Origin of the sequence: Streptomyces sp. NPDC048514 (genome assembly GCF_043199955.1) — a bacterium.
GTDB lineage: Bacteria > Actinomycetota > Actinomycetes > Streptomycetales > Streptomycetaceae > Streptomyces.
The window spans coordinates 134,306-155,942 of record NZ_JBICWT010000009.1 but is presented as its reverse complement, the minus strand read 5'-3'; the positions used below and the strand labels follow the sequence as shown (position 1 = coordinate 155,942).

3 protein-coding genes are annotated in these 21,637 nt (G+C 73.7%); all 3 read left to right on the top strand.

What is annotated here, in order from left to right; all coding sequences use genetic code 11:
• Window positions 1-3: 3 nt before the first annotated feature.
• From ACGFT2_RS20980 to ACGFT2_RS20970, 3 genes are read left to right on the top strand one after another with little or no spacing between them, the layout of a single operon-like run.
• Window positions 4-7,893 carry an SDR family NAD(P)-dependent oxidoreductase gene (locus ACGFT2_RS20980; RefSeq protein ID WP_393280329.1) on the top strand — a complete coding sequence of 2,630 codons (7,890 nt, stop codon included), beginning with the start codon at window positions 4-6 and terminating at the stop codon, window positions 7,891-7,893.
• Window positions 7,890-15,803: an SDR family NAD(P)-dependent oxidoreductase gene (locus tag ACGFT2_RS20975; protein ID WP_393280325.1), complete on the top strand. Its 7,914-nt coding sequence runs from the start codon at window positions 7,890-7,892 to the stop codon at window positions 15,801-15,803. The genes ACGFT2_RS20980 and ACGFT2_RS20975 overlap by 4 nt, the downstream gene beginning before the upstream one ends.
• Complete coding sequence (locus ACGFT2_RS20970; RefSeq protein WP_393280323.1) at window positions 15,800-21,631, top strand: beta-ketoacyl synthase N-terminal-like domain-containing protein; 5,832 nt, start codon at window positions 15,800-15,802, stop codon at window positions 21,629-21,631. The genes ACGFT2_RS20975 and ACGFT2_RS20970 overlap by 4 nt, the downstream gene beginning before the upstream one ends.
• Window positions 21,632-21,637 lie beyond the last annotated feature (6 nt).

The window sequence follows — 21,637 nt, the reverse complement described above, 5'->3', positions numbered from 1 at the left end:
GAGATGCGGACCAAAGACCTTCTGCTGGCTCTGCAGTCCGGCAAGATCGGCCTCGACGAGGCCCGGGACGTCCTGACGTCTCAGCCGGGCGGTGCCGGCCCTGCCGGGGAACCCCTCGCCCCGCCGGAGGCGGTCGCACCAGGACCGGCGACGCCCCGGGGGGCCTACGCCGTCATCGGTATGTCCGGCCGCTATCCCGGCGCCGAGGACCTCGGCCGGTACTGGCGGAACCTGCGCGCCGGGAAGTCGTCGGTCGCAGAGGTGCCCGCCGGACGCTGGGACACCGGCGCGTACTACGACCCACGGCGCCGGCAGCCCGGCAGGACCGACTGCAAGTGGCTCGGAGCGCTTTCGGACGTCGACGCCTTCGATGCGGCGTTCTTCGGCATCCCGCAGGCCGAGGCACACGCGATGGACCCGCAGCACCGGCTCTTCCTCCAGGAGGCGTTCCACGCCTTCGAGGACGCCGGTTACGGCCGCGAGCGGCTCGACGGCCACGAGTGCGGCGTCTACCTCGGGCTCGCCAGCCACGAGTACGAGAGCCTGCTCGCGCGGCACGCCCCGGGAGCGGTCGGCGCGACCGGTACCAACGGGGCCATCGCGGCCGCCCGCATCGCCTACCACCTCGGTCTGACCGGCCCGGCCATGGCGGTGGACGCGGCCTGCACCTCGTCCCTCGTCGCCGTGCACCTGGCGTGCCAGGCACTCGGCTCGGGTGAGACCGATCTGGCCCTGGCCGGTGGCGTGAGCCTCTACCTCGGCCCCGACCGGTACGTGAGCATGAGCGCCGCGGGGATGCTGTCCCCGACCGGGCAGTGCCGTCCCTTCGACGCCCGGGCCGACGGCTTCGTACCCGGTGAGGGCGTCGGCGCGCTCGTGCTCAAGCGCCTCGACGACGCCGAGCGGGACGGCGATGCCATCCACGGCGTCATCCTCGCGACGGCCGTCAACCAGAACGGCAGCACCAACGGCATCACCGCACCCAGCAGACGCAGCCAGGCCCGGCTGATCGGACGGCTGTACGCGGCCCGCGGCATCGATCCCGCCGGTATCGGCTACGTGGAGGCCCACGCCACCGGTACGACGATGGGCGACTTCATCGAACTCGACGCCCTGTCCTCCGTGTTCAGGAAGAGCACCGAGGAGCGCCAGTTCTGCGCGGTGGGCTCGGTCAAGGGCAACATCGGCCACGCGACCGCTGCCGCGGGCGTCGCGGGGCTGCACAAGGTCCTGCTCTCCCTGCGGCACCGCACGCTGGTGCCCACGCTCCACGTGGAAGAGCCCAACCAGCACTTCGACTTCGCCTCCTCCCCCTTCTACCTGAACACGCGGACCCGGCCCTGGGACGCCCCCGCCGCACACCCCCGCCGGGCCTGCGTCAGCGCCTTCGGCTTCAGCGGCAGCAACGCCCACATCGTGCTGGAGGAGTACGTCCCCGCCCCCGCACCGCGGCACCGCGGCACCGCCGGCGGCCGGCACCTGTTCGTGCTGTCCGCCAGGACGCCGGACGCGCTGACCCGGCAGGCCGGCCGGCTGCGCGACCACCTGGCCGAGGCACCCGGGGCCGACGTCGCGGCCACGGCCCACACCCTTCAGACCGGGCGCGAGGCCATGGACGCGCGGGTGGCGTTCACCGCCGCCTCCCACGAGGAACTGCTCCGGGCGCTGGACGCGTATCTGCGGGCGCCCGAGGGCGAGCCCGGCGCCGCGGCCGACGGGGTGTTCCGCCCCGCCCCGGCCGGCGGACGCCGGCTCGTGCCGGAGCACGAACGGCATCGGTGGGCGGCGCGGGCCACACTGCCGGAGCTGGCCCAGGCCTGGGTGGACGGCGCGGACTTCTCGGCCGGCGAGTGGTCCCGGCTTCACGACGGCACACCACGCCGCGCCCACCTTCCCGGCTATCCCTTCGCGCAGGAGAAGTACTGGTACACCGCCATCGCCCCGGCTCACAAGCACCGGCCCGCCCACGACTCCGGCACGAGCCGGGCCGCGGAGGAGCCCGGCACGTACCGGGGCGCGGAGGAGCCGGGCGCGAGCCGGGCCGCGGAGGAGCGCCGCACGAGCCGGGGCGCGGAGGAGCGGGGCGCGGCCGGTGACAGCTCGCACTTCCGCTCCGAGGACCCGTACGTGCGCGACCACACCGTGGCCGGCGTGCCGACGTTGATCGGCATGACCCATGCGAGCCTGGCGCTGGACTGGTTCTTCGACCGGTTCCCGCAGCACGACGCGGCCCGGCTGAGCAAGCTGACCTTCCTGCGCGCGGTGGAGGTGCCCGCGGGCACCCGGGCCGAGGTCCGGTTGGAGACCGAAGAGGCCGCGCCGGGAGCGGATGTCCACGTCCGCGCCGTATACCGTCACGGTCCGCACGAGCCGTGGGTCGCGGCCGCCGAGTGCCGCCTGCGGGAGGCCGGGCCCGAGCCGGCGACGCCCGGCGGCACGGCGGGGCCGGCCGGTCTCCCGCCGGTGGACCCGGAGCTGCTGTACGGACGGAACCCGGCGATCGGGATCGGAGACACCTTCAGGACCTTCGCCGAGCTGTACGCCGGCGAGGGGACGGTGGTGGCGGCCGTGGACACCACGGGTGACGGTGCACGGGGCCGGGCCCTGGACCCGTTGCTCGTGTACAGCGCCTTCCAGGCGGCGCTGCTCTTCCTCGGCGAGGACGGTGCCGCCGCGGGCTCGGCCGGATACCTGCCCTTCGGCATCGAGGAAGTGCATGCCCGGCGGGCCGCGGCGACCGGCCGGGTGTGGCTGGCCGTTCGGCTGCGCCGCGACTCGGGTGAACTGATCGTCTTCGACGCCGACCTGACCGACGACAGCTCCCAGGTGGTGGCCCGGCTGACCGGCTGTTCCATGAAGCGCATCCGCACCGCGCCGGACGCCGCCCCCACGCACGGTGATCTGCTGCCCGGTATCCGGCGCTATCTGACCGACAAGCTGGTGGCGCTGCTCGACGACCCGGCACACGAGGTGGACCCCCGGGTCAACCTGATGGACCTCGGCGCCACTTCGGCCCAACTGGTCGCACTGACCAAGGACATCGAACAGGACACCGGCCTGGACCTGAGCCCCGCGCTGTTCTTCGAGTACCCGAGCCTGGCGCAGCTCGCCGACCACTTCCACCGGGACCACCGGGAGGTGTTCGCGGCCCGGCTGGACCGGGCGCGAACACCGGCGGGGACCGCCCCTGCGCACCCGTCCCGGGTTCCCGCCCCGGCGGACACCGGGCACGAAGCCGTCGCACATGAAGCGGTCGGACATGAAGCCGACGGGCACGAAGCCGCCGGGCGCAGAGCCGTCGGACATGAAGCCGACGGGCACGAAGCCGCCGGATACGAAGCCGCCGGGCGCAGAGCCGTCGGACACGAAGCCGGCGGGCACGAGGACATCGCCGTCATCGGGATGCACGCGATGCTGCCCGGCGCCTCGAACCTCGACGAGTTCTGGCGGAACCTGGTCGACCGCACCGACGTGATCAGCGAGATCCCGCGGGACCACTGGGACTACCGCCCGTGGTTCGACGCGACGGAGGGCGCCCGCGACAAGACGTACTGCAAGTGGGGCGGGTTCATCGAGGACGTCGACGCCTTCGACGCGGAGTTCTTCCGTGTCTCGCCCCGCGAGGCCGAATGGATGGACCCGCAGCTGCGCCTGCTGCTCCAGAGCGTCTACGCGACGGCCGAGGACGCGGGCGCCGCCGCACGGCTCCGCGGCAGTGACACCGGCGTGTTCGTCGGGGTCTGCTGCCACGACTACCTCGACGTGATCAACGAGCGGCGGCTGCCCGTCGAGCCCTACGCCGGCCTGGGCAACCACCACACGGTCCTCGCCAACCGGGTCTCCTTCGCCTTCGACCTGCACGGCCCGAGCGTTGCCGTGGACACCGCGTGCTCCTCCTCGCTGGTGGCACTGCACCAGGCCTGTCAGGCGCTGCGCGGCGGGGAGTGCGAGACGGCGTTCGTCGGCGGAGTGAACCTGCTGCTGTCGTCGTACCACTACCGCTTCTTCAGCAGTGTCGGGGCGCTCTCGCCGACCGGCCGCTGCCACACCTTCGACGAGACGGCCGACGGTTACGTACCGGGCGAGTGCATCGCCAGTGTGCTGCTCAAGCCGTTGAGCCGGGCGGTGGCGGACGGCGACCGGATCCACGCGGTGATCAAGGGCTCGGCGGTCCGGCACGGCGGATACACCCCCTCCTTCACGGCACCCAGCGTCGAAGGCGAGGAGAACGCGGTCGTCAGGGCCTGGCAGGACGCCGGGGTCCCGCCGGAGACCATCAGCTACATCGAGGCGCACGGCACCGGCACCAAGCTCGGCGACCCCATCGAGATCACCGCGCTGAACCGGGCCTTCAGGCGCTACACCGAGCGCGAGCGGTTCTGCACCGTGGGATCGGTCAAGGCGAACATCGGGCACACCGAAGGCGCGGCCGGCCTCGCCGGCCTGCTGAAGGTGATCCTGCAGCTGCGCCACCGGCAGATACCCCCGCTGCCCCGGCTGCGTCAGCACAACCCGCTGATCAAGTGGGACGGTGGCGCGCTGCGGGTGAACCCCGGGACACAGGACTGGGTCGCCCCCGACGGGGCTCCCCTGCGGGCAGGCATCAGCTCGTTCGGTATCTCGGGCGCCTACGCGCACGTGGTCGTCGAGGAGCATGTGCCGGCCGCGGGCGACCGGCCCCGGCCCGCGGCACCCGCGGGTGCGGTCCTGCCGGTGGCCGTGGTGCTCTCCGCACGGGACGAGGACCGGCTCCGGGAGCGGGCTCGGCAGCTGGCCGGCGCCCTGCGCGACACCCCGCTGACCGACGCGGACCTGCCCGACCTCGCGTACACCCTGCAGACGGGACGGGAGGCGCTGCGCGAGCGCATGGGCTGTGTCGTCTCCTCGGTCGGCGAACTGGCGGCGATCCTGGACGGGTTCGCCGCGGGCCACGCCGACGGGAGGGTCCATCGGGGCCGGGCCGCCGCCGGCGCCGGGTACGGCGCCGTGGCCGGCCGGGTGACGGCCGGAACGCCGTCCCCGCAGGAGTACGCGGCGCTGCTGGAGACGTGGGTAGGGGGTGGAGCGTACGACTGGGAGTCGCTCCACCGGGAATCCCGGCCACGGCTCATCGGCCTGCCGACGTATCCGTTCGCCCGTGACCGCTACTGGCTCGCGGACGCGGTGGACGCGGCGGAGTCGGCGGAGTCGGCTCATCCGGCGAACGCGGCCGACCCGGTGGGCACCGCGGAGCCGGCGGACACCGCGGCCGTCGGCCCGGTTCCGGACGGACCCGGCGCGGACCACCCGATGCTGCCCGCCGCGGACCCGGACAGCGGGCACGGAAGGTTCCGCCCGGAGTTCGCCGGCACCGAGTTCTTCCTTGCCGATCACCGGGTGCTCGGACGCAGGATCCTGCCCGGGGCCGCACACCTGGAGCTGGCCCGGGCCGCCGTGCACCGGCACCGGAGAGCCGCCGGACCGCAGGACCGTCGCCTGCGCCTCGCGGACGTGGCCTGGACGGCGCCCGCCGTCGCCGAGGAGGGACCGCTGCGCCTGGAGGTGACGCTGACGCCCGGGCCCGACGGCGGCACCGGTTTCGCCGTGCACGGAGCGCCCGCCGCGCCCGGCGCGACCCCCGTCCTGCACTGCCGCGGCCGGGCGGTGCCGCTGACCGACCGGGAGGCCGTACCGGACACGCTCGACCTGGCCGCGGTCCGCACGGCCTGCTCGGTCCGCCGGCTGACGGCCGAACAGTGCTACGACGCGTTCGGCCGGGCGGGAATGGAGTACGGACCCGCGTTCCGCGGCATCGAACACATCGACGTGGGCACCGCCCAGGCCCTGGCCCGGCTCCGGCTGCCCGACGAGGTGCGCGACACCGCCGCCGCGTACGAACTGCATCCGAGTCTCGTCGACTCGGCGCTGCAGGCGGTCGTCGGCCTGATGCTGCCGTCCGACGGGACCGCCGCGGACCTCGACGGGCCCGCCCTGCCGTTCTCCGTGGACGAGGTCGACGTACTCGCCCCGAGCCGCACCGCCCGCTGGGCCCGGGTACGGGAGCGATCCGGCACGAAGGCGCTGCGGACGTTCGATGTCGACGTCTGCGACGAGGACGGGGTGGTGTGCGTCCGCATCCGGGGTGCGGCCTGCCGCACCCTGCGGGAGCCGGCGTCCGCCGCACCCGACCGACCCGGCGACGAGGCGCCGATGGAGACCGTCCTCGCCGCCCCGGTGTGGGACGCGGTGACGCTCGACGACGGCGTCCCGGCGGCACCCGTCGAGGGCCGCACAGTACTCGCCTGCGCGGACCGGGCGACCAGGCAGGCGCTCGCGGCCGAGTTCCCGGACGCCACCGCACTGGAGATCCCGGCGGACGCGTCGGTGGCCGCGCTGCGCGAACTGCTCCGCGGATGCGGGCCCGTCGGCCATCTCGTCTGGGTGGCGCCCCTCGGCACGGTCGCGGCGGACGGCTGGGGCACCGTGCCGCCGGCGCAGCGCGAAGGCACCCTCCAGCTGTTCCGCCTGATCAAGGCGGCACTCGAACTGGACTACGCTCAGCGCGAGTTGACATGGACCGTGGTGACCCGGCAGAGCGAGCCGTGCGGACCGTACGACACCGTCGATCCGACTCACGCGGGCGTGCACGGGCTGGCCGGCTCGCTCGCCGACGAGCAGCCCGGCTGGCGGGTGCGGACCGTCGACCTGCCGGCCGACGGCCGGTGGCCCGACGGCGCGCTGCTCCGGCTGCCCCCGGAGACGGGGGCGGACGTGCTGGCCCTGCGGTCCGGCGCCTGGCACCGCCGCAGGCTCATCCCCGTCACCGGCGGGGCGCCGGGAGCGCGCACCGGCTACCGGCACGGCGGCGTCTACCTCGTGATCGGCGGGGCCGGGGGGCTGGGCGACACCTGGTCCGAGTACCTGGTCAGGACCTACCGGGCCCAAATCGTCTGGATCGGCAGGCGGCCCCAGGACGCGGACATCACCCGGAAACTCGACCGGCTCGCGCGCCTCGGCCCACGGCCCCTCTACCTGCAGGCGGACGCCACCGACGAGGAACAGCTGAGCCGCGCCCGCCGGGTCACGCTCGATCGCTTCGGCGCCCTGCACGGAGTGGTGCACGCGGCGATCTCCCTCCTCGACCGGAGCCTGGCGCAGATGTCCGAGGAACGCTTCCGCGCCGGATACGCGGCGAAGCTGGACGTCGGGGTGGCCATGGCGCGGGTCTTCGGCGGCCTGCCGCTCGACTTCGTCCTGTTCTTCTCGTCCATGGCCTCCTTCGTCAAGGGCGCGGGACAGGCCAACTACGCGGCCGGCTGCGCCTTCAAGGACGCCCTCGCCCACCGGCTCGCACAGGACTGGCCCTGCGCGGTGAAGGTCGTCAACTGGGGCTACTGGGGCAGTGTCGGGGTCGTGGCGTCCGCCGCGTACCGCGAGCGGATGGCACGGGAAGGGATCGGTTCCATCGAACCGGCCGAGGGCATGGCGGCCCTGGAGTTCCTGCTGTCGTCGCCCTTCGACCGGCTCGCCCTGCTGAAGGTGGCCGATCCGGGCCGTGTCGGCGCACTCGACATGACGCAGTGCCTGACCGCGACGCCGGTGGAGGAGGGACCCGCGGCCCCGCCCGGCCCCGAGTCCGTCCTCGAGGAGCTGCGCGAGCTGGCCGGTGCCCGGATCGGGGAACGGATCCAGGCGCCGGACGACGCGCGGGAGCTGACCGCGTACGGCTTCGGGCCGGCGCAGCTGACCGAGCTGGCCGAGCGGATCGGCGAACGCTACCGAATGCACCTGACCCAGGCGGCATTCATCGACCACCCGACTCTCCCCGAGCTGGCCCGGCACATCGCCGGCCGGTCGACGGGACACGCCGCGGCCACGTCAGTGGACGCTTCCACCGGAGGGGTGACGCAGTGAGTTCGACGCCAGGTCCGCAGCAGCACATGGAACGGCTGCTGCGGCGACTGCTGCGGGCCCAGCTGGCGGAGCTGGGCGCCCCGGACGGGGCACAGCTCGACGACGTCATGACGGGTACGGCCATCGAACCGGCCTACCGTGAGTGGACGCGAGAGACCCTGCGGGTCATCTCCGCGCCGGGCGACGGCGACGGCGGCGCGGGGCCGGGAGCCGCGGCCGGCCCGTGGCAGGAGTGGGACCGGTCCCTGCCCCGCTGGGCCGCCCTACCTCAGCTGCGGGGACGGGCCGCGCTGCTCGACCGCACGGTGCGCGCGCTGCCGGACATCCTCACCGGACGGGTGCCGGCCACCGAAGTGCTCTTCCCCGACTCCTCACTGCATCTCGTGGAGGCGGTCTACAAGGACGACCCGGCCGCCGACGCGGGACGGGAGGCGCTGGCCGCCGAGGCCGCCGCCCGGGTGGCGGGACTGGTGGCCCGGCGGCCCGGCGCGCCCGTGCGCATCCTGGAGATCGGCGCCGGGACCGGCGCGACGAGCGAGGCCGTACTGGGCCGGCTCGCGCCCTTCGCCGACCGGATCGCGGAATACACGTACACCGATGTCTCCCCGGCCTTCCTGACCCGTGCGGAACGGGCGTACGGCGCGGACCGTCCGTTCCTCGTCTGCCGGACCTTCGACGTGGAGCGGCCACCGGAGGAACAGGGTCTGGCCGCCGGCGGGCACGACCTGGTGATCGCGGCGAACGTGCTGCACGCGACCACCTCCGTGCGCGCGGCTCTGCGGCACGCCAAGGCGCTGCTGAGGCCCGGTGGTCTGCTGCTCGTCAACGAACTGACCGGCAACACCCTGTTCGCCCATCTCACCTTCGGGCTGCTGGAGGGGTGGTGGCGGTACGAGGATCCGGAGCTGCGGCTGCCCGGCTGCCCGGGCCTGAGCGTGGACACCTGGAAGCGGGTGCTGGCGGAGGAGGGACTGAAGCTCGTGCTGTCCCCGGACGTCCCCGGTGCGGAAGCCGGACAGCAGCTGCTGGGCGCCGAGAGCGACGGCTTCGTACGGCGCGGAGGTCCGCCGGCGGAGCGGAGCGGGCGGCGGGAGCCCGTACGGATCGCACCCGGCCCCTCGACGGCGGACGCGGCCCCCGGGCCGGACGCCACGGACGTCGCACCGGGCGCGGACACCGTGGAGGTCGCACCGGGCGCGGACACCCCTGGCGTCGCGCACCGTGCGGAGGCGGCGGACGCGGCGGCGAGCCTGGTGACGCGGTATCTGACGACACTGGTCGCCCAGGCGCTCAAGTACCCGGTGCACAAGATCGACCCCACCGAGCCGCTCCAGAGCTACGGCATGGACTCGCTCGTCGTGACCCAGCTCGGCGCCGAACTGCGCGGCCGGCTCGGCAAGGTGAGCAGCACCGTGTTCTTCGAGTACCAGACGATCGAGGAGCTGGCCGGGCACTTCCTCGCGGTGCACGGCGCCGGGCTCCCCGCCCTGCTCGGCCTGACCGAACCCGCGGCCGCCCCCGACCGGCCGCGGGAACGGCCGCGGCCGGAGCGCGCCCGCGAACCAGCGCCGGGGACCGCCCGGCCGGCGGACCTCGACCCGCAGGACATCGCGGTGATCGGCTTCGCGGGCCGGTACCCCGGCGCCGAAGACGTCCACGCGTTCTGGCGCAACCTGCGCGACGGCCGCAGCAGCATCTCCGAGATACCGCGCGAGCGCTGGGACTGGCGGGAGTACTACAGCGCCGAGCGCGGCGCCCCCGGCACCATGTACACGAAGTGGGGCGGTTTCCTCACCGACATCGACGCCTTCGACCCGCTCTTCTTCCGTATATCGCCCGCGGAGGCGGAGCGGATGGACCCGCAGGAGCGGCTGTTCCTCGAGACCGCGTACACGGCCGTCGAGGACGCCGGGTACACCCCCGCCGGGCTCTCCCGCAGCCGCCGCGTCGGTGTGTTCGTGGGCGTCATGAACGGCAACTACGCCACCGGCGCCCACTACTGGTCCGTGGCGAACCGGGTCTCCCACACGCTCGACTTCCGCGGCCCGAGCCTGGCCGTGGACACCGCGTGCTCCTCCTCGCTCACCGCCGTCCACCTCGCCGTCGAGAGCCTGCGCGGCGGCGGCTGCGAGGCCGCCGTCGTCGGTGGCGTCAACCTGATCGTCGACCCGGTGCACTATCTGCGTCTCAGCTCTCTGACGATGCTCTCCGCGGACGAACGGTGCAGGGCGTTCGGGGACCAGGCCGACGGGTTCGTCGACGGGGAGGGCGTCGGAGCCCTCGTACTGAAGCCGCTCGCGGCCGCCGTGGCCGCCGGCGACACCGTCCACGGCGTCATCAAGGCCAGCAGCCTCAACGCGGGTGGCCGCACCAGCGGTTACACCGTGCCCGACCCGCGGGCCCAGGCCGAGGTCGTGGCGGAGTGCCTGGAACGCGCCGGGCGCGACGCCCGCGCCGTCAGCTACGTGGAAGCCCACGGTACCGGCACGGCGCTCGGCGACCCCATCGAAGTCGCCGGCCTCACCAGGGCGTTCGAGCAGCACACCACGGACCGCCGGTACTGCGCGATCGGCTCGGTGAAGTCGAACATCGGACACCTGGAGAGCGCGGCCGGGATCGCCGGCGTCACCAAGGTCCTGCTGCAGCTGCGGCACGGACGCATCGCGCCGTCCCTGCACGCGCGGACACCGAACCCCGAGATCGACTTCGCCGGCACGCCCTTCGTCCTCCAGCAGGAGGCCGGTGTGTGGCAGCGGCCCGTGCTGGAGGGCGGCGAGCATCCGCGGCTCGCGGGTGTCTCGTCGTTCGGAGCGGGCGGGGCCAACGCCCACGTGCTGATCGAGGAGTTCATCGCGCCGTCCGTCTCCGGCCCGGACACCACCACCGCACCGCCCCCGCACGCCCGGTTCGCCGTCGTCCTCTCCGCCGCCGACGGCGACCGGCTGCGGGAGAGGGCCCGAGCGCTGCTGGCCGCGCTGCGCGACCCCGACCGGGGTTACACCGACGGCGACCTGCCCGGTGTGGCGTACACCCTGGGGACCGGCCGGGAGGCCCTGGCGGCACGGCTCGCCTTCATGACCGGGTCCCTGGACGAACTCGCCCGTACGCTGCAGTGCTTCCTGGACGGGGACGAGCAGCCGGGGCTCCACCAGGGCTTCCGCCCCGCGTACGAGGACAGGGAGGACCACGGCTCCTCCGGCAGGGGCGTCGAGCGACTGATGGAGGCGGGGGAGCACGACGCGGCGCTGGCGAAGTGGGTGCGGGGAGCCGACGCCGACTGGGAGCGCTGCTTCCCGGAGCCCCGGCCCCGGCGGATCTCGCTGCCCGGCTACCCGTTCGCCCGCGGCAGGTACTGGATCTCGAGGCGCGAGGAGACCGCACCGCCCGTACCGGGCCCGGTCCCCGCCGCACCGCCCGGGCCGGCCGCCGCGTCCGGGACCGCCGTGACACCGGGACCGGCCGTGGTGTCCGAGCCGGCCGGGGACCCGGCGTTGCTGCTCGTCCCGGACTGGACCGCCAGGGCGGCCGGGGCAGACCCCGGCACGGAGCGGTTCGCGCACCATGTCGTCGTCCTCTGCGGGGACGGTCTGCCCGGCACCCTTGCGGACCACCGGGGGGTGCGGGACGGGAGCGTACGGCTGACCGTGCTGCGCTCCGCCGAACAGCGGACCGACCGGCGCTTCGAGGACCTCACGGTGCAGCTGGCCCGGACCCTGCAGGACGTGCTGCGCCGTGCGCTGGGCGGCCGGTCCCTGGTCCAGCTCGTGATCCCCGGCGAGGGGCGGGACGCCGCGCTGTGCGCGCTCTCCGGGATGCTGCGGTCCGTCACGCTGGAGAACCCGAGGGTGGTCACCCAGCTGATCGAGGCGGGCGACCGGGCGGACCGGCTGAGCGTGATCCTCGGAGAGAACGCGGCGTGCGCCGGGGACCGCCACGTCCGCTACGCCGACGGGCAGCGGTGGGTGATCGGGTACCGGCAGCCCGACGAACCGGCCACCGTCCCGGTGCCGTGGAAGGACCACGGCGTCTATGTGATCACCGGTGGTGCGGGCGGGATCGGGCTTCATCTGGCCCGGGAGATCGCCCGGCGCACGAGCGGGCCGCGGATCGTGCTCACCGGACGTTCGGACCCCGACGGGACCCGGCCGCGGGACGCGCTGCGGGAGCTGCGGGCGCTCGGCGCGGACGCCGACTACCGGAGGGCCGACATCACGGACCGGGAGCAGACCGCCCGGCTGACGGCCGAGGTGCGCACCCGGTTCGGCGGCCTGGACGGAGTGATCCACTGCGCCGGAGTCCTCGGCGACGGATTCCTCCTCGGGCGGACGGACGCCGAGGTGCGCCGCGTCCTGGCCCCGAAGGTGACCGGCCTGGTCAACCTGGACGAGAGCACGAGGGACGACACCCTCGACGTCTTCCTGGCCTTCTCGTCGGGTGCCGCCGTCCTCGGCAACGCGGGACAGGCGGACTACGCCGCCGCCAACGGCTTCATGGGGCACTACGCCGCCCACCGCAACCGGCTGGCCGCCGCCGGGGAACGGCACGGCCGCGCGCTGTGCGTCGACTGGCCGCTGTGGCGCGACGGCGGCATGCGCATGGACGAAGAGACACAGGAGCGGCTGCGCGCCTCGACGGGGGTGGCCGCGCTGGAGACCGAGAGCGCTCTGCAGGCGCTGTACCGAGGACTGGCCGCGGGATGCGAGCGGCTGGCCGTGTTCGCGGGAGCCCGGGACAAGATCATGGACCATGTGAACGACACCGCCCCGCGGAGCCCGCGGGCGGAGAGGACCGCCGGCGGGCAGGGCGCGTTGCGCGAGGCGGTGGTGCGGCGGTTGAAACAGCAGTTTGGTGACATCGTCAAGCTGGCCGGCGAGGACATCGACGCACGGGCGCCCCTCGAGACGTACGGCATCGACTCCGTGATGATCACCCGGTGGAACCGGATGCTCGAGGACGCCTTCCCCGACCTGCCCAAGACACTGTTCTTCGAGCGCCGTACCGTGGCGCTCGCCGCCGACTACCTGCTCGCGGAGTTCCCCGCACAGTGCGCCGCCTGGACGGACACTGCACCGCCGGCCCCGGCCCCGGCCCCGGCCCCGGCCCCGGCCCCCGCCCCCGCCCCCGACGGAGTCCGCGCGTCCGCCCCCGCCGGCGTGCCGGAGGCGGCCGGTGAGCCCGTCACCCGGCCGGCGCCCGCTGTCCCCGCCCGTGCCGCGGCGCGGGAGCCGATCGCCATCGTCGGTATCTCCGGCCGGTATCCGCGGGCGGACGATCTGCGGGAGTTCTGGGAGCGACTGGCCGCGGGCGACGACTGCGTCACCGAGGTCCCCGCCGACCGCTGGCCGTTGGAGGGCTTCTACCACCCGGACCCGCAGGACGCGGTGGCCCGGGGCATGAGCTACGGCAAGTGGGGCGGCTTCCTCGACGGGTTCGCCGAATTCGATCCGCTGTTCTTCCAGATGTCCCCGCGCGAGGCCCGTCTGATGGACCCGCAGGAGCGGCTGTTCGTCACCGCGGTCTGGGAGGCGATGGAGGACGCCGGATGCACGCGGGAGCAGCTGGCCCGCCGCTACGAGCGCAGCGTCGGCGTGTTCGTCGGCATCACCAAGACCGGCTACAACCTGTACGGCCCCGCGGCACGCGCCGCCGGTTGGCGCGGGGAGCTGCACAGCTCCTTCGCCTCGGTGGCCAACCGCGTCTCGTACCTCCTGGACGTGCAGGGGCCGAGCATGCCGATCGACACCATGTGCTCCTCCTCGCTCACGGCCCTGCACGAGGCCTGTGAGCACATCCTCCGGGAGGAGTGCCGCATGGCCGTCGCCGGCGGCGTCAACCTCTATCTGCATCCGTCCACCTACGTCGGCATGTCGGCTCACCGGATGTTGTCCACCGACGGCCGCTGCAAGAGCTTCGGCGCCGGCGCCGACGGTTTCGTGCCGGGCGAGGGCGTCGGCGCCGTCATCCTCAAGCGTCTGTCGGACGCGCTCGCGGACCACGACCACATCCATGCGCTGATCCCCGCCACGGCCATCAACCACGGCGGCCGTACGCACGGCTACACCGTGCCCAACCCCACCGCGCAGAGCGCCCTCGTCCGCAGGACGCTCGACAAGGCGGGGATCGACGCCCGGTCCGTCAGCTACGTCGAGGCGCACGGCACCGGCACGGCACTCGGCGACCCGATCGAGCTGGCGGGGCTCACCGAGGCGTTCCGGAGGGACACCCCGGACGACGGCTTCTGCGCGATCGGCTCGGTGAAGTCCGCCATCGGTCACCTGGAGGCCGCGGCCGGGATGGCGGGTCTGACCAAGGTCGTCCTGCAACTGCGGCACGGTGCCCTGGCGCCCAGCCTGCACGCCGAGCGGATCAACCCCGACCTGCGCTTCGAGCAGACCCCGTTCACCCTGCAGCGGGAACTCGGGGAGTGGAAGCGGCCCACCGTCGTGCGCGACGGCGACGTCGTGACCGTGCCCCGGATCGCGGGGGTGTCCTCCTTCGGCGCGGGTGGGGCGAACGCGCACGTGCTGATCGAGGAGTACATCCCGCGGGACGGACAGGACGGACAGGACGGACAGGACGGGCAGAACGGGGTGGACGGGCCGGGCCGTCGTCCCGTCCACCGTGCCACGCGCGAACGCCCGGCGCTCGTCGTCCTGTCCGCCCGCACCCCCGAGCAACTGGACGCCATGGCGGGCCGGCTGGCGCAGGCCGTCCTCGACGGCGACGTCACGGACGACCGGCTGGTCGACGCCGCGTTCACGCTGCAGAGCGGCCGCGAGGAGATGGAGGAGAGGCTCGCCGTGATCGCGGCGAGCGCGGCCGAACTGGAGAGCCGGCTGCGGTCCTACCTGACGGACGGGCCGGGCGCCGTCGCGGGTGTGTACCGGGGGCGTACCCGGCGGCATTCGGAACTCCTCGACCTGCTGCTCGACGACGACGGCATCGGCGCGGCCGTCGCGGCGCTGGCCACCAAGGGGAACTACGGCAAGCTGCTCTCGCTGTGGACCATGGGCATGAAGGTGGAGTGGGAACAGCTCTACGCGGACGGCCTGCCGTACCGGATGGGCCTGCCCACCTATCCGTTCGCCAAGGACCGGTACTGGATCCGCGACGAACCCGGAGCCGTGGCGCCGGCCGCCACGGCCGCCCCGATCGTGACCGACGTGCCGGCCGCCCCGATCGTGACCGACGTGCCGGCCGCACCGGTGGTGCCGCACCGTCCGGTGGTGCCGGCCGCGCAGGCGCCCGTGACCGCGGAGCACCCACCTGTCACCTCTGCGGACCGGGGCGAACGGCCGCCTCGCATCCGGCTGTCGGTGCTGCCCCAGCCCCCGCGCCCGGCCGCCACCTCGCCGCTGCCGACCGAACTCCCCTCCCTGGCGGAGTCCTTGACCGCCGGGAGCGTCCAGGCCGCACCGGCCGTTCCCGGCCCCGCTCCGGTTCCCACCGTGCCCCTGACCGCCGACGTTCCGGCGCCCGTGGCACCGCGGCCCGCCGGGGCGCCCGAGCCTGCGGCGTCCGCCGCGGAGGCGACGCAGGCCCGGGCCGGGATCACCGACGAGCGGCTGGAGGAGGAACTGGCGGCCGGACTGTCGGAGATCCTGGCCGTCCCGCGCGAGGAGATCGACGCGGACAGGAGCTTCGCCGACCTCGGGCTCGACTCGATCGTGGGCGTCGAGTGGGTGCAGTGGGTGAATGCCACCTACGGCCTGTCCGTCACGGCATCGAAGATCTACGACCATCCGACCGTCCGCGAGTTCCGTGACCTGCTGAAGCCCCTGCTCGGCCAGGCGCCGACGGTTCCGGAGCCGGGGCTCCACGCCCTGGTCCAGAGTGTCCGGAGCGGCGAACTGGACGTGGACGCGGCTCAGCGGCTGTTCCGGAACCTCGACAAGGAGTCTGGGCGGTGACCGCACAGGAGATCTTCGCCGCCCTGAAGAACGGCGAACTCACCCCGGAGGCCGCCGAGAGACGGCTGCGCGCCCTGATGACACCGGCAGCGGTCCCCGACCGGCGGCGGGGGCCCGAGCCGAGCGGGCCCACGAGCGGTGAGGACGAGGACGTCGTCCGCTGGCGCCATGTCGAACCGGGGATCGCGCTGGTGGTGATGGAGGACCGCGCCCACAAGAACACCTTCTCCCCGGCGCTGGTCTCCGGGCTCACCCGTGCCTTCGCGGAGATGGACGCCGACGAGAGCGTCCGTGTCGTCGTGCTCACCGGCTACGACAGCTACTTCGCCTCCGGCGGGACGAAGGAGGGGCTGCTGGCCATTCAGGAGGGCCGCGTCAAGTTCACCGACCTGGCGCTCTACCACCTCCCGCTGGACTGCCGGCTGCCCGTCGTCGCCGCGCTGCAGGGGCACGGGATCGGCGCGGGCTGGTCCATGGGCATGTTCTGCGACTTCGCGGTGTTCAGCAGCGAGAGCTACTACACCAGCAACTACATGAAGTACGGGTTCACGCCGGGGGCCGGAGCCACGCTGATCTTTCCCGAGCGGTTCGGCGGCCCGCTGGCCCGGGAGATCCTCTTCGCGGGTCGCTCGTACCGGGGCTCGGAGCTGGCCGAACGCGGCGTGCCGTTCCCGGTGGTTCCCCGGTCCCAGGTCCGCGAGACGGCGCTGGAACTGGCACGGGAACTCGCCCAGGCGCCGCGCGAGGCCCTCATCGGCCTGAAGAGCCTGCTCGCCGACTCCCTCCGCGGTCGCGTGGCGAGCACCCTGGAGCACGAACTGGGCATGCACGAGCGGACGTTCGTGAACCAGCCGGAGGTGCGCGACCGCATCGAGGCACACTTCGGCGACGGCGCACCCACACCCGTCGGCGCGCCCGCGTCCCTCGGTGCGCCCGCGTCGACCGGTGCGGCCCCGCCCGTCGGCACCCCCGCGTCCCTCGGTGCGGCTGTGACCGCAGGCGGGGAACGTCCGGAGCCGGTGGCGGCCGTGGCCGGCGCCCGGACGGACACCGGCCGGGCGATCGCCGTGATCGGGATGGCCGGTCGGTTCCCGATGGCCCCCGACCTCGACACGTTCTGGGACAACCTGGCCGCCGGACGGGACTGCGTGTCCGAGGTCCCCGACAGCCGCTGGCCGTCGGAGCGGTACTTCGACCCCGACCCGAAGGCGCCCGGCAGGACGTACAGCAAGTGGATGGGGACGCTGGAGACCGCGGACTCCTTCGACCCGCTGTTCTTCAACATCTCGCCGGTCGAGGCCGAGCACATGGATCCCCAGCAGCGGATCTTCCTGGCCGGCAGCTGGCACTGCATCGAGGACGCGGGCATCGCGCCGTCGGCCCTGTCCGGCACCCGGTGCGGCGTGTTCGTCGGCTGCGGACCCAGCGAGTACGGGCAGTTCCTGATGAAGAAGAGCGACAACCCGCAAGGGTTCACCGGCGCCGCGTCCTCCATCCTGAGCGCCCGGATCGCCTATCTGCTCAATCTCAAGGGACCGAGCCTGGCCATCGACACGGCGTGCTCCTCCTCGCTCGTCGCCATCGCCCAGGCGTGCGACAGCCTGCTCCTCGGCAACAGCGACCTGGCGCTGGCCGGCGGCGTCTCGGTGCTCTCCGGGCCGTCGATGCACGTCATGACGAGCAAGGCGGGAATGCTGTCCAAGGACGGGCGGTGCAAGACCTTCGACGCCGCCGCCGACGGCTTCGTCCCGGGGGAGGGGGTCGGTGTCGTCCTGCTGAAGCGGCTGGACGACGCGCTGCGCGACGGCGACCCGATCCGCGGTGTGCTCCGCGGCTGGGGTGTCAACCAGGACGGCCGGACGAACGGCATGACGGCGCCGAGCGCCGTCTCCCAGGCGCGGCTCGAACGGGAGGTGTACGACGGTTTCGGCGTCGATCCCGGCACGATCACCATGGTCGAGGCGCACGGCACGGGCACGAAACTCGGCGACCCCATCGAGGTCGAGGCGCTGACCGAGTCGTTCCGCGCCTACACCGACCGTACGGCGTTCTGCTCGCTGGGCTCCGTGAAAAGCAACATCGGCCATCTGCTGACGGCGGCAGGCATCGCCGGAGTCCTGAAGGTGCTGCTCTCGCTGCGGCACGGCATGCGGCCCCCGACACTGCACCTGGACACGGTCAACGAGCACATCGCACTGGAGCGGAGCCCGTTCTACCTGAACACCGAGCTCGAGCCCTGGGACTCGCCCGACGGCGTCCCACGCCGGGCGGCGGTGAGTTCCTTCGGCTTCAGCGGCACGAACGCACATCTGGTCGTCGAGGAGTACGTGCCCGAGCCGGCCGCCGGCACCGGCCGTCGCGCCCCCGGGGAGGGGCGGCAGCCCGCGCTGGTGGTCCTGTCCGCCAAGACCGAGGGCCGACTGCGCGCGTACGCCTCCCGGTTCCGGGCCGCGTTGGCCGCGGAGCCCGCCGCCGACCTGGCCGACTGGGCCTACACGACCCAGGTGGGCCGGGACCCGATGAAGCACCGGCTGGCGGTGGCGGCGACGTCCCGTACGGAACTGCTCACCGCGCTGGCCGACTTCGTCGAGGGAGGCGCTCCCGGAGCGTGGGCGACGCGACCGGGGGAGCTGACCGTCGCGGGTGTGCGGCCCGGGGCGCCGGCGCGCGCGGCCGACGAGTGGCTGTCCGGCGGCCGGCCGGACTGGGAGCTGCTGTACCGGGAGCTGGACGGCGAGGACCGCCCCCGCCGGGTCCACCTGCCGGGATATCCGTTCGCCGACGAGCGGTACTGGCTCGCAGGAGTCCGCGACTCCTTCGGCCCTGCCTCCGCCCCTGGGACCACGAGCGCCCCTGCCCCTGCGCCTGCGACCGCCGCCGGGCCACCGGCACCGGACGACAGCGCCACCGGGCCGCTGCCCGGCGTCGGCGCCCCCGGACCGCGTTCGGGTGAACCTGCCGACGGACCGCTCCCGGACGACACGGCCGAACTGCTCACCGGAGAGCTGTCGCGGCTGCTGAACATCGACCGGCGGCGGCTGTCCGCCGAGACGGCCTTCCACGAGATCGGCGTCGACTCGCTCGCCGTGCAACGGCTGCTCGACCGTCTGCGGGACGTCTTCGGAGAGGTCCCCGCCGAGGCGTTCTTCACGCACAAGACGATCGGCGCGCTGGCCGGGTTCCTGGCCGGCCGGGGGCCGGCGCGGCCGAGGGGCGCACGACCGGCCCGACAGGACACCGCCACCGGGAGCGCCGCCCGCGTCGCGGCCCCCCGTCCGCCGGCCGCCGGGGACATCGCCGTCGTCGGGGTGAGCGGCCGTTACCCCAAGGCGGACACGCTGCAGGACTTCTGGACCAATCTGGAGTTCGCCCGCGACTGCGTGGTCGAGATACCGAAGGAGCGCTGGGACCACCGCGACTACGGCTCGGGGACCGGCGCCCGGCGCGCCAAGGGCGAGGGCATGTACTGCAGGTGGGGCGGCTTCCTGCCCGACGTGGACCGGTTCGACGCGGACTTCTTCGGCATCTCGCCGCTCGAGGCCAAGCACATGGACCCGCAGGAGCGGCTGTTCCTGGAGACCGCGGCCGCCTGCCTGGAGGACGCCGGATACTCACGGGCGCGGCTGCACGATCCCACCGCCGCGGACGGTCGTGCCTCGATGGGGGTGTTCGTCGGAGCCACGTTCAACAACTACCAGCTGCATCAGGCGGACTCGTACCGGGACGGACGCTTCGGCCCCGTCAACTCCCAGCTGTACTCGATCGCCAACCGTGTCTCCTACCTGTACAACCTGCGCGGGCCGAGCCTGTGCGTGGACACCGCGTGCTCGTCCTCGCTGCTGGCCGTCCACCTCGCCTGCGAGAGCATCCGCAGCGGCGAGTCCGAGACGGCCCTGGCCGGCGGGGTGAACCTCTCGCTGCACCCGAGCAAGTACGTGTCGCTGTGCGCCGGGCGGTTCGCCGCCAGCGACGGCCGGTGCCGGTCGTTCGGCAAGGACGGCGACGGCTATGTGCCCGGCGAGGGGGTCGGTGCCGTGCTGCTGAAGCCGCTGGCGGCGGCCGAGCGGGACGGCGATCACGTCTACGGCGTCATCAAGGCGACCGCGGTCAACAACGACGGCAGGACCTTCGGCTACAGCGTGCCCAACCCCACGGCACAGGCCGAGGTGATCGGCCGGGCACTGGAGAAGGCCGGTGTCGACGCCCGCACCATCAGCTACGTGGAGGCGCACGGCACAGGGACCAAGCTCGGTGACCCGGTGGAGATCTCCGGACTGAGCCAGGCGTACGCCAGGGACACGTCGGACACCCAGTTCTGCGCCATCGGCTCCGTCAAGTCCGGCATCGGCCACCTGGAGGCGGCGGCCGGCATCGCCCAGCTCACCAAGGTGCTGCTCCAGCTGAAGCACCGCCGACTGGCCGCGTCGCTCACCCACTCCGAGGAACTGAACCCGCACATCGACTTCGCGGCCACGCCCTTCTACGTGCAGCGGGCCACGGGCGAGTGGCGGCGGCCCGTCGTCACGTCCGGCGACGGCACGGCGCGAGAGGTGCCCCGGCGGGCCGGGATCAGCTCCTTCGGCGCCGGGGGTGTCAACGTCCACGCCATCGTCGAGGAGTACACGCCCGCGCTCACGGCTGCCGGGCAGGACGCACCCGTGGTCGTCCCGCTCTCCGCGAGGACGGCGTCCGCGCTCCGTGCCCGCGCGCGATCGCTGCGCGCCCACCTCGCGTCGGCCGAGGAGCGGCCGGGAGGACTCGTGGCGGTGGCCCACACCTTGCAGACGGGCCGGGACGCCCACGAACACCGGCTCGCCTTCGTGGCGCCGGACCGGGAGAGCGCGGTCCGCGTCCTGGACGCCTACCTCGAAGACGGCGAGAGCGGCGGGCGCTGGTACGCCGGCCAGGTCACCGGGGCCGGGACGGTGGCCACGGCTCCCGGTCCGGGGTCCGGCGACGCCTCGGACCCCGTCCGGCTCGAGGAGGTCGCGCGTGCCTGGACCGAGGGCGCGCCGGTCGACTGGCCGGCGTACCAGGAGGGCCCCCGGCCGACGCGGGTGCCGCTGCCGACGTACCCCTTCGCGGGGGGCCGTTTCTGGACCGGGCGCGCCGGATCCGGCACCGGCGCCCTGACCCGGCCCCCGGCGGGACGGACGCCGTCACCGGCCGGCCCGTCGAAGCCGACCCCCCTGGCCTCGGCCCCCCTGGCCTCGGCCCCGAACCCCCTGACCCCGGCCCCTGCGGCCCCGCCCCCTGCGACCCCGAGTCCGTCGCCCGGCCCGGCGCCGGAAGAGTCGTACGGCTCCGAGCGGCCCGTCGCTCCGCCGGCCGGGCCCGAACGGGACGTCGCGCCGCGACCTGGCTCCGAGCCCTCCGCCGCTCCGCCGACGCCCGGCCCCGAGCGGCCCGACGTGCCGCCGCCCGGGACGTCGGCACTGCTGAACTCGCTCAGCGAGGCGACGGAGTTCGAGCGTGAGGCCCTGCTGACGGCCCTCCTGCGGGAGCGGCTCGCCGAGCTGCTCGACTACGCGCCCCCGGAGCTGCCCGACCCGGACCGCGGCTTCTTCGACCTGGGGATGGAATCCGTCATGGTCGAGAAGTTCCGCCTGACCCTGGAAGCCGAACTCGGCGTCGCCGTACCGGAAACCGCGATCTTCGAGCACTCCACGGTCGTGGCGCTCACGGGGTACCTGCGGGAGCTGATCCCGTGGGACGACATCGAACAGGCGGCCGCCGTACCGGACGCAGCCGCGAGCGATTCCCCGGAGCTGGCGGACATAGCCGCCCAGTTGCGGCAGGAACTGCTTGAACTCGGCGCGATCACCTAGCTGGTG

Excerpts from the sequence above, each read along its gene's own strand:
- ACGFT2_RS20980 (WP_393280329.1), top strand. The coding sequence starts at position 4 with ATGCGGACCAAAGACCTTCTGCTGGCTCTGCAGTCCGGCAAGATCGGC.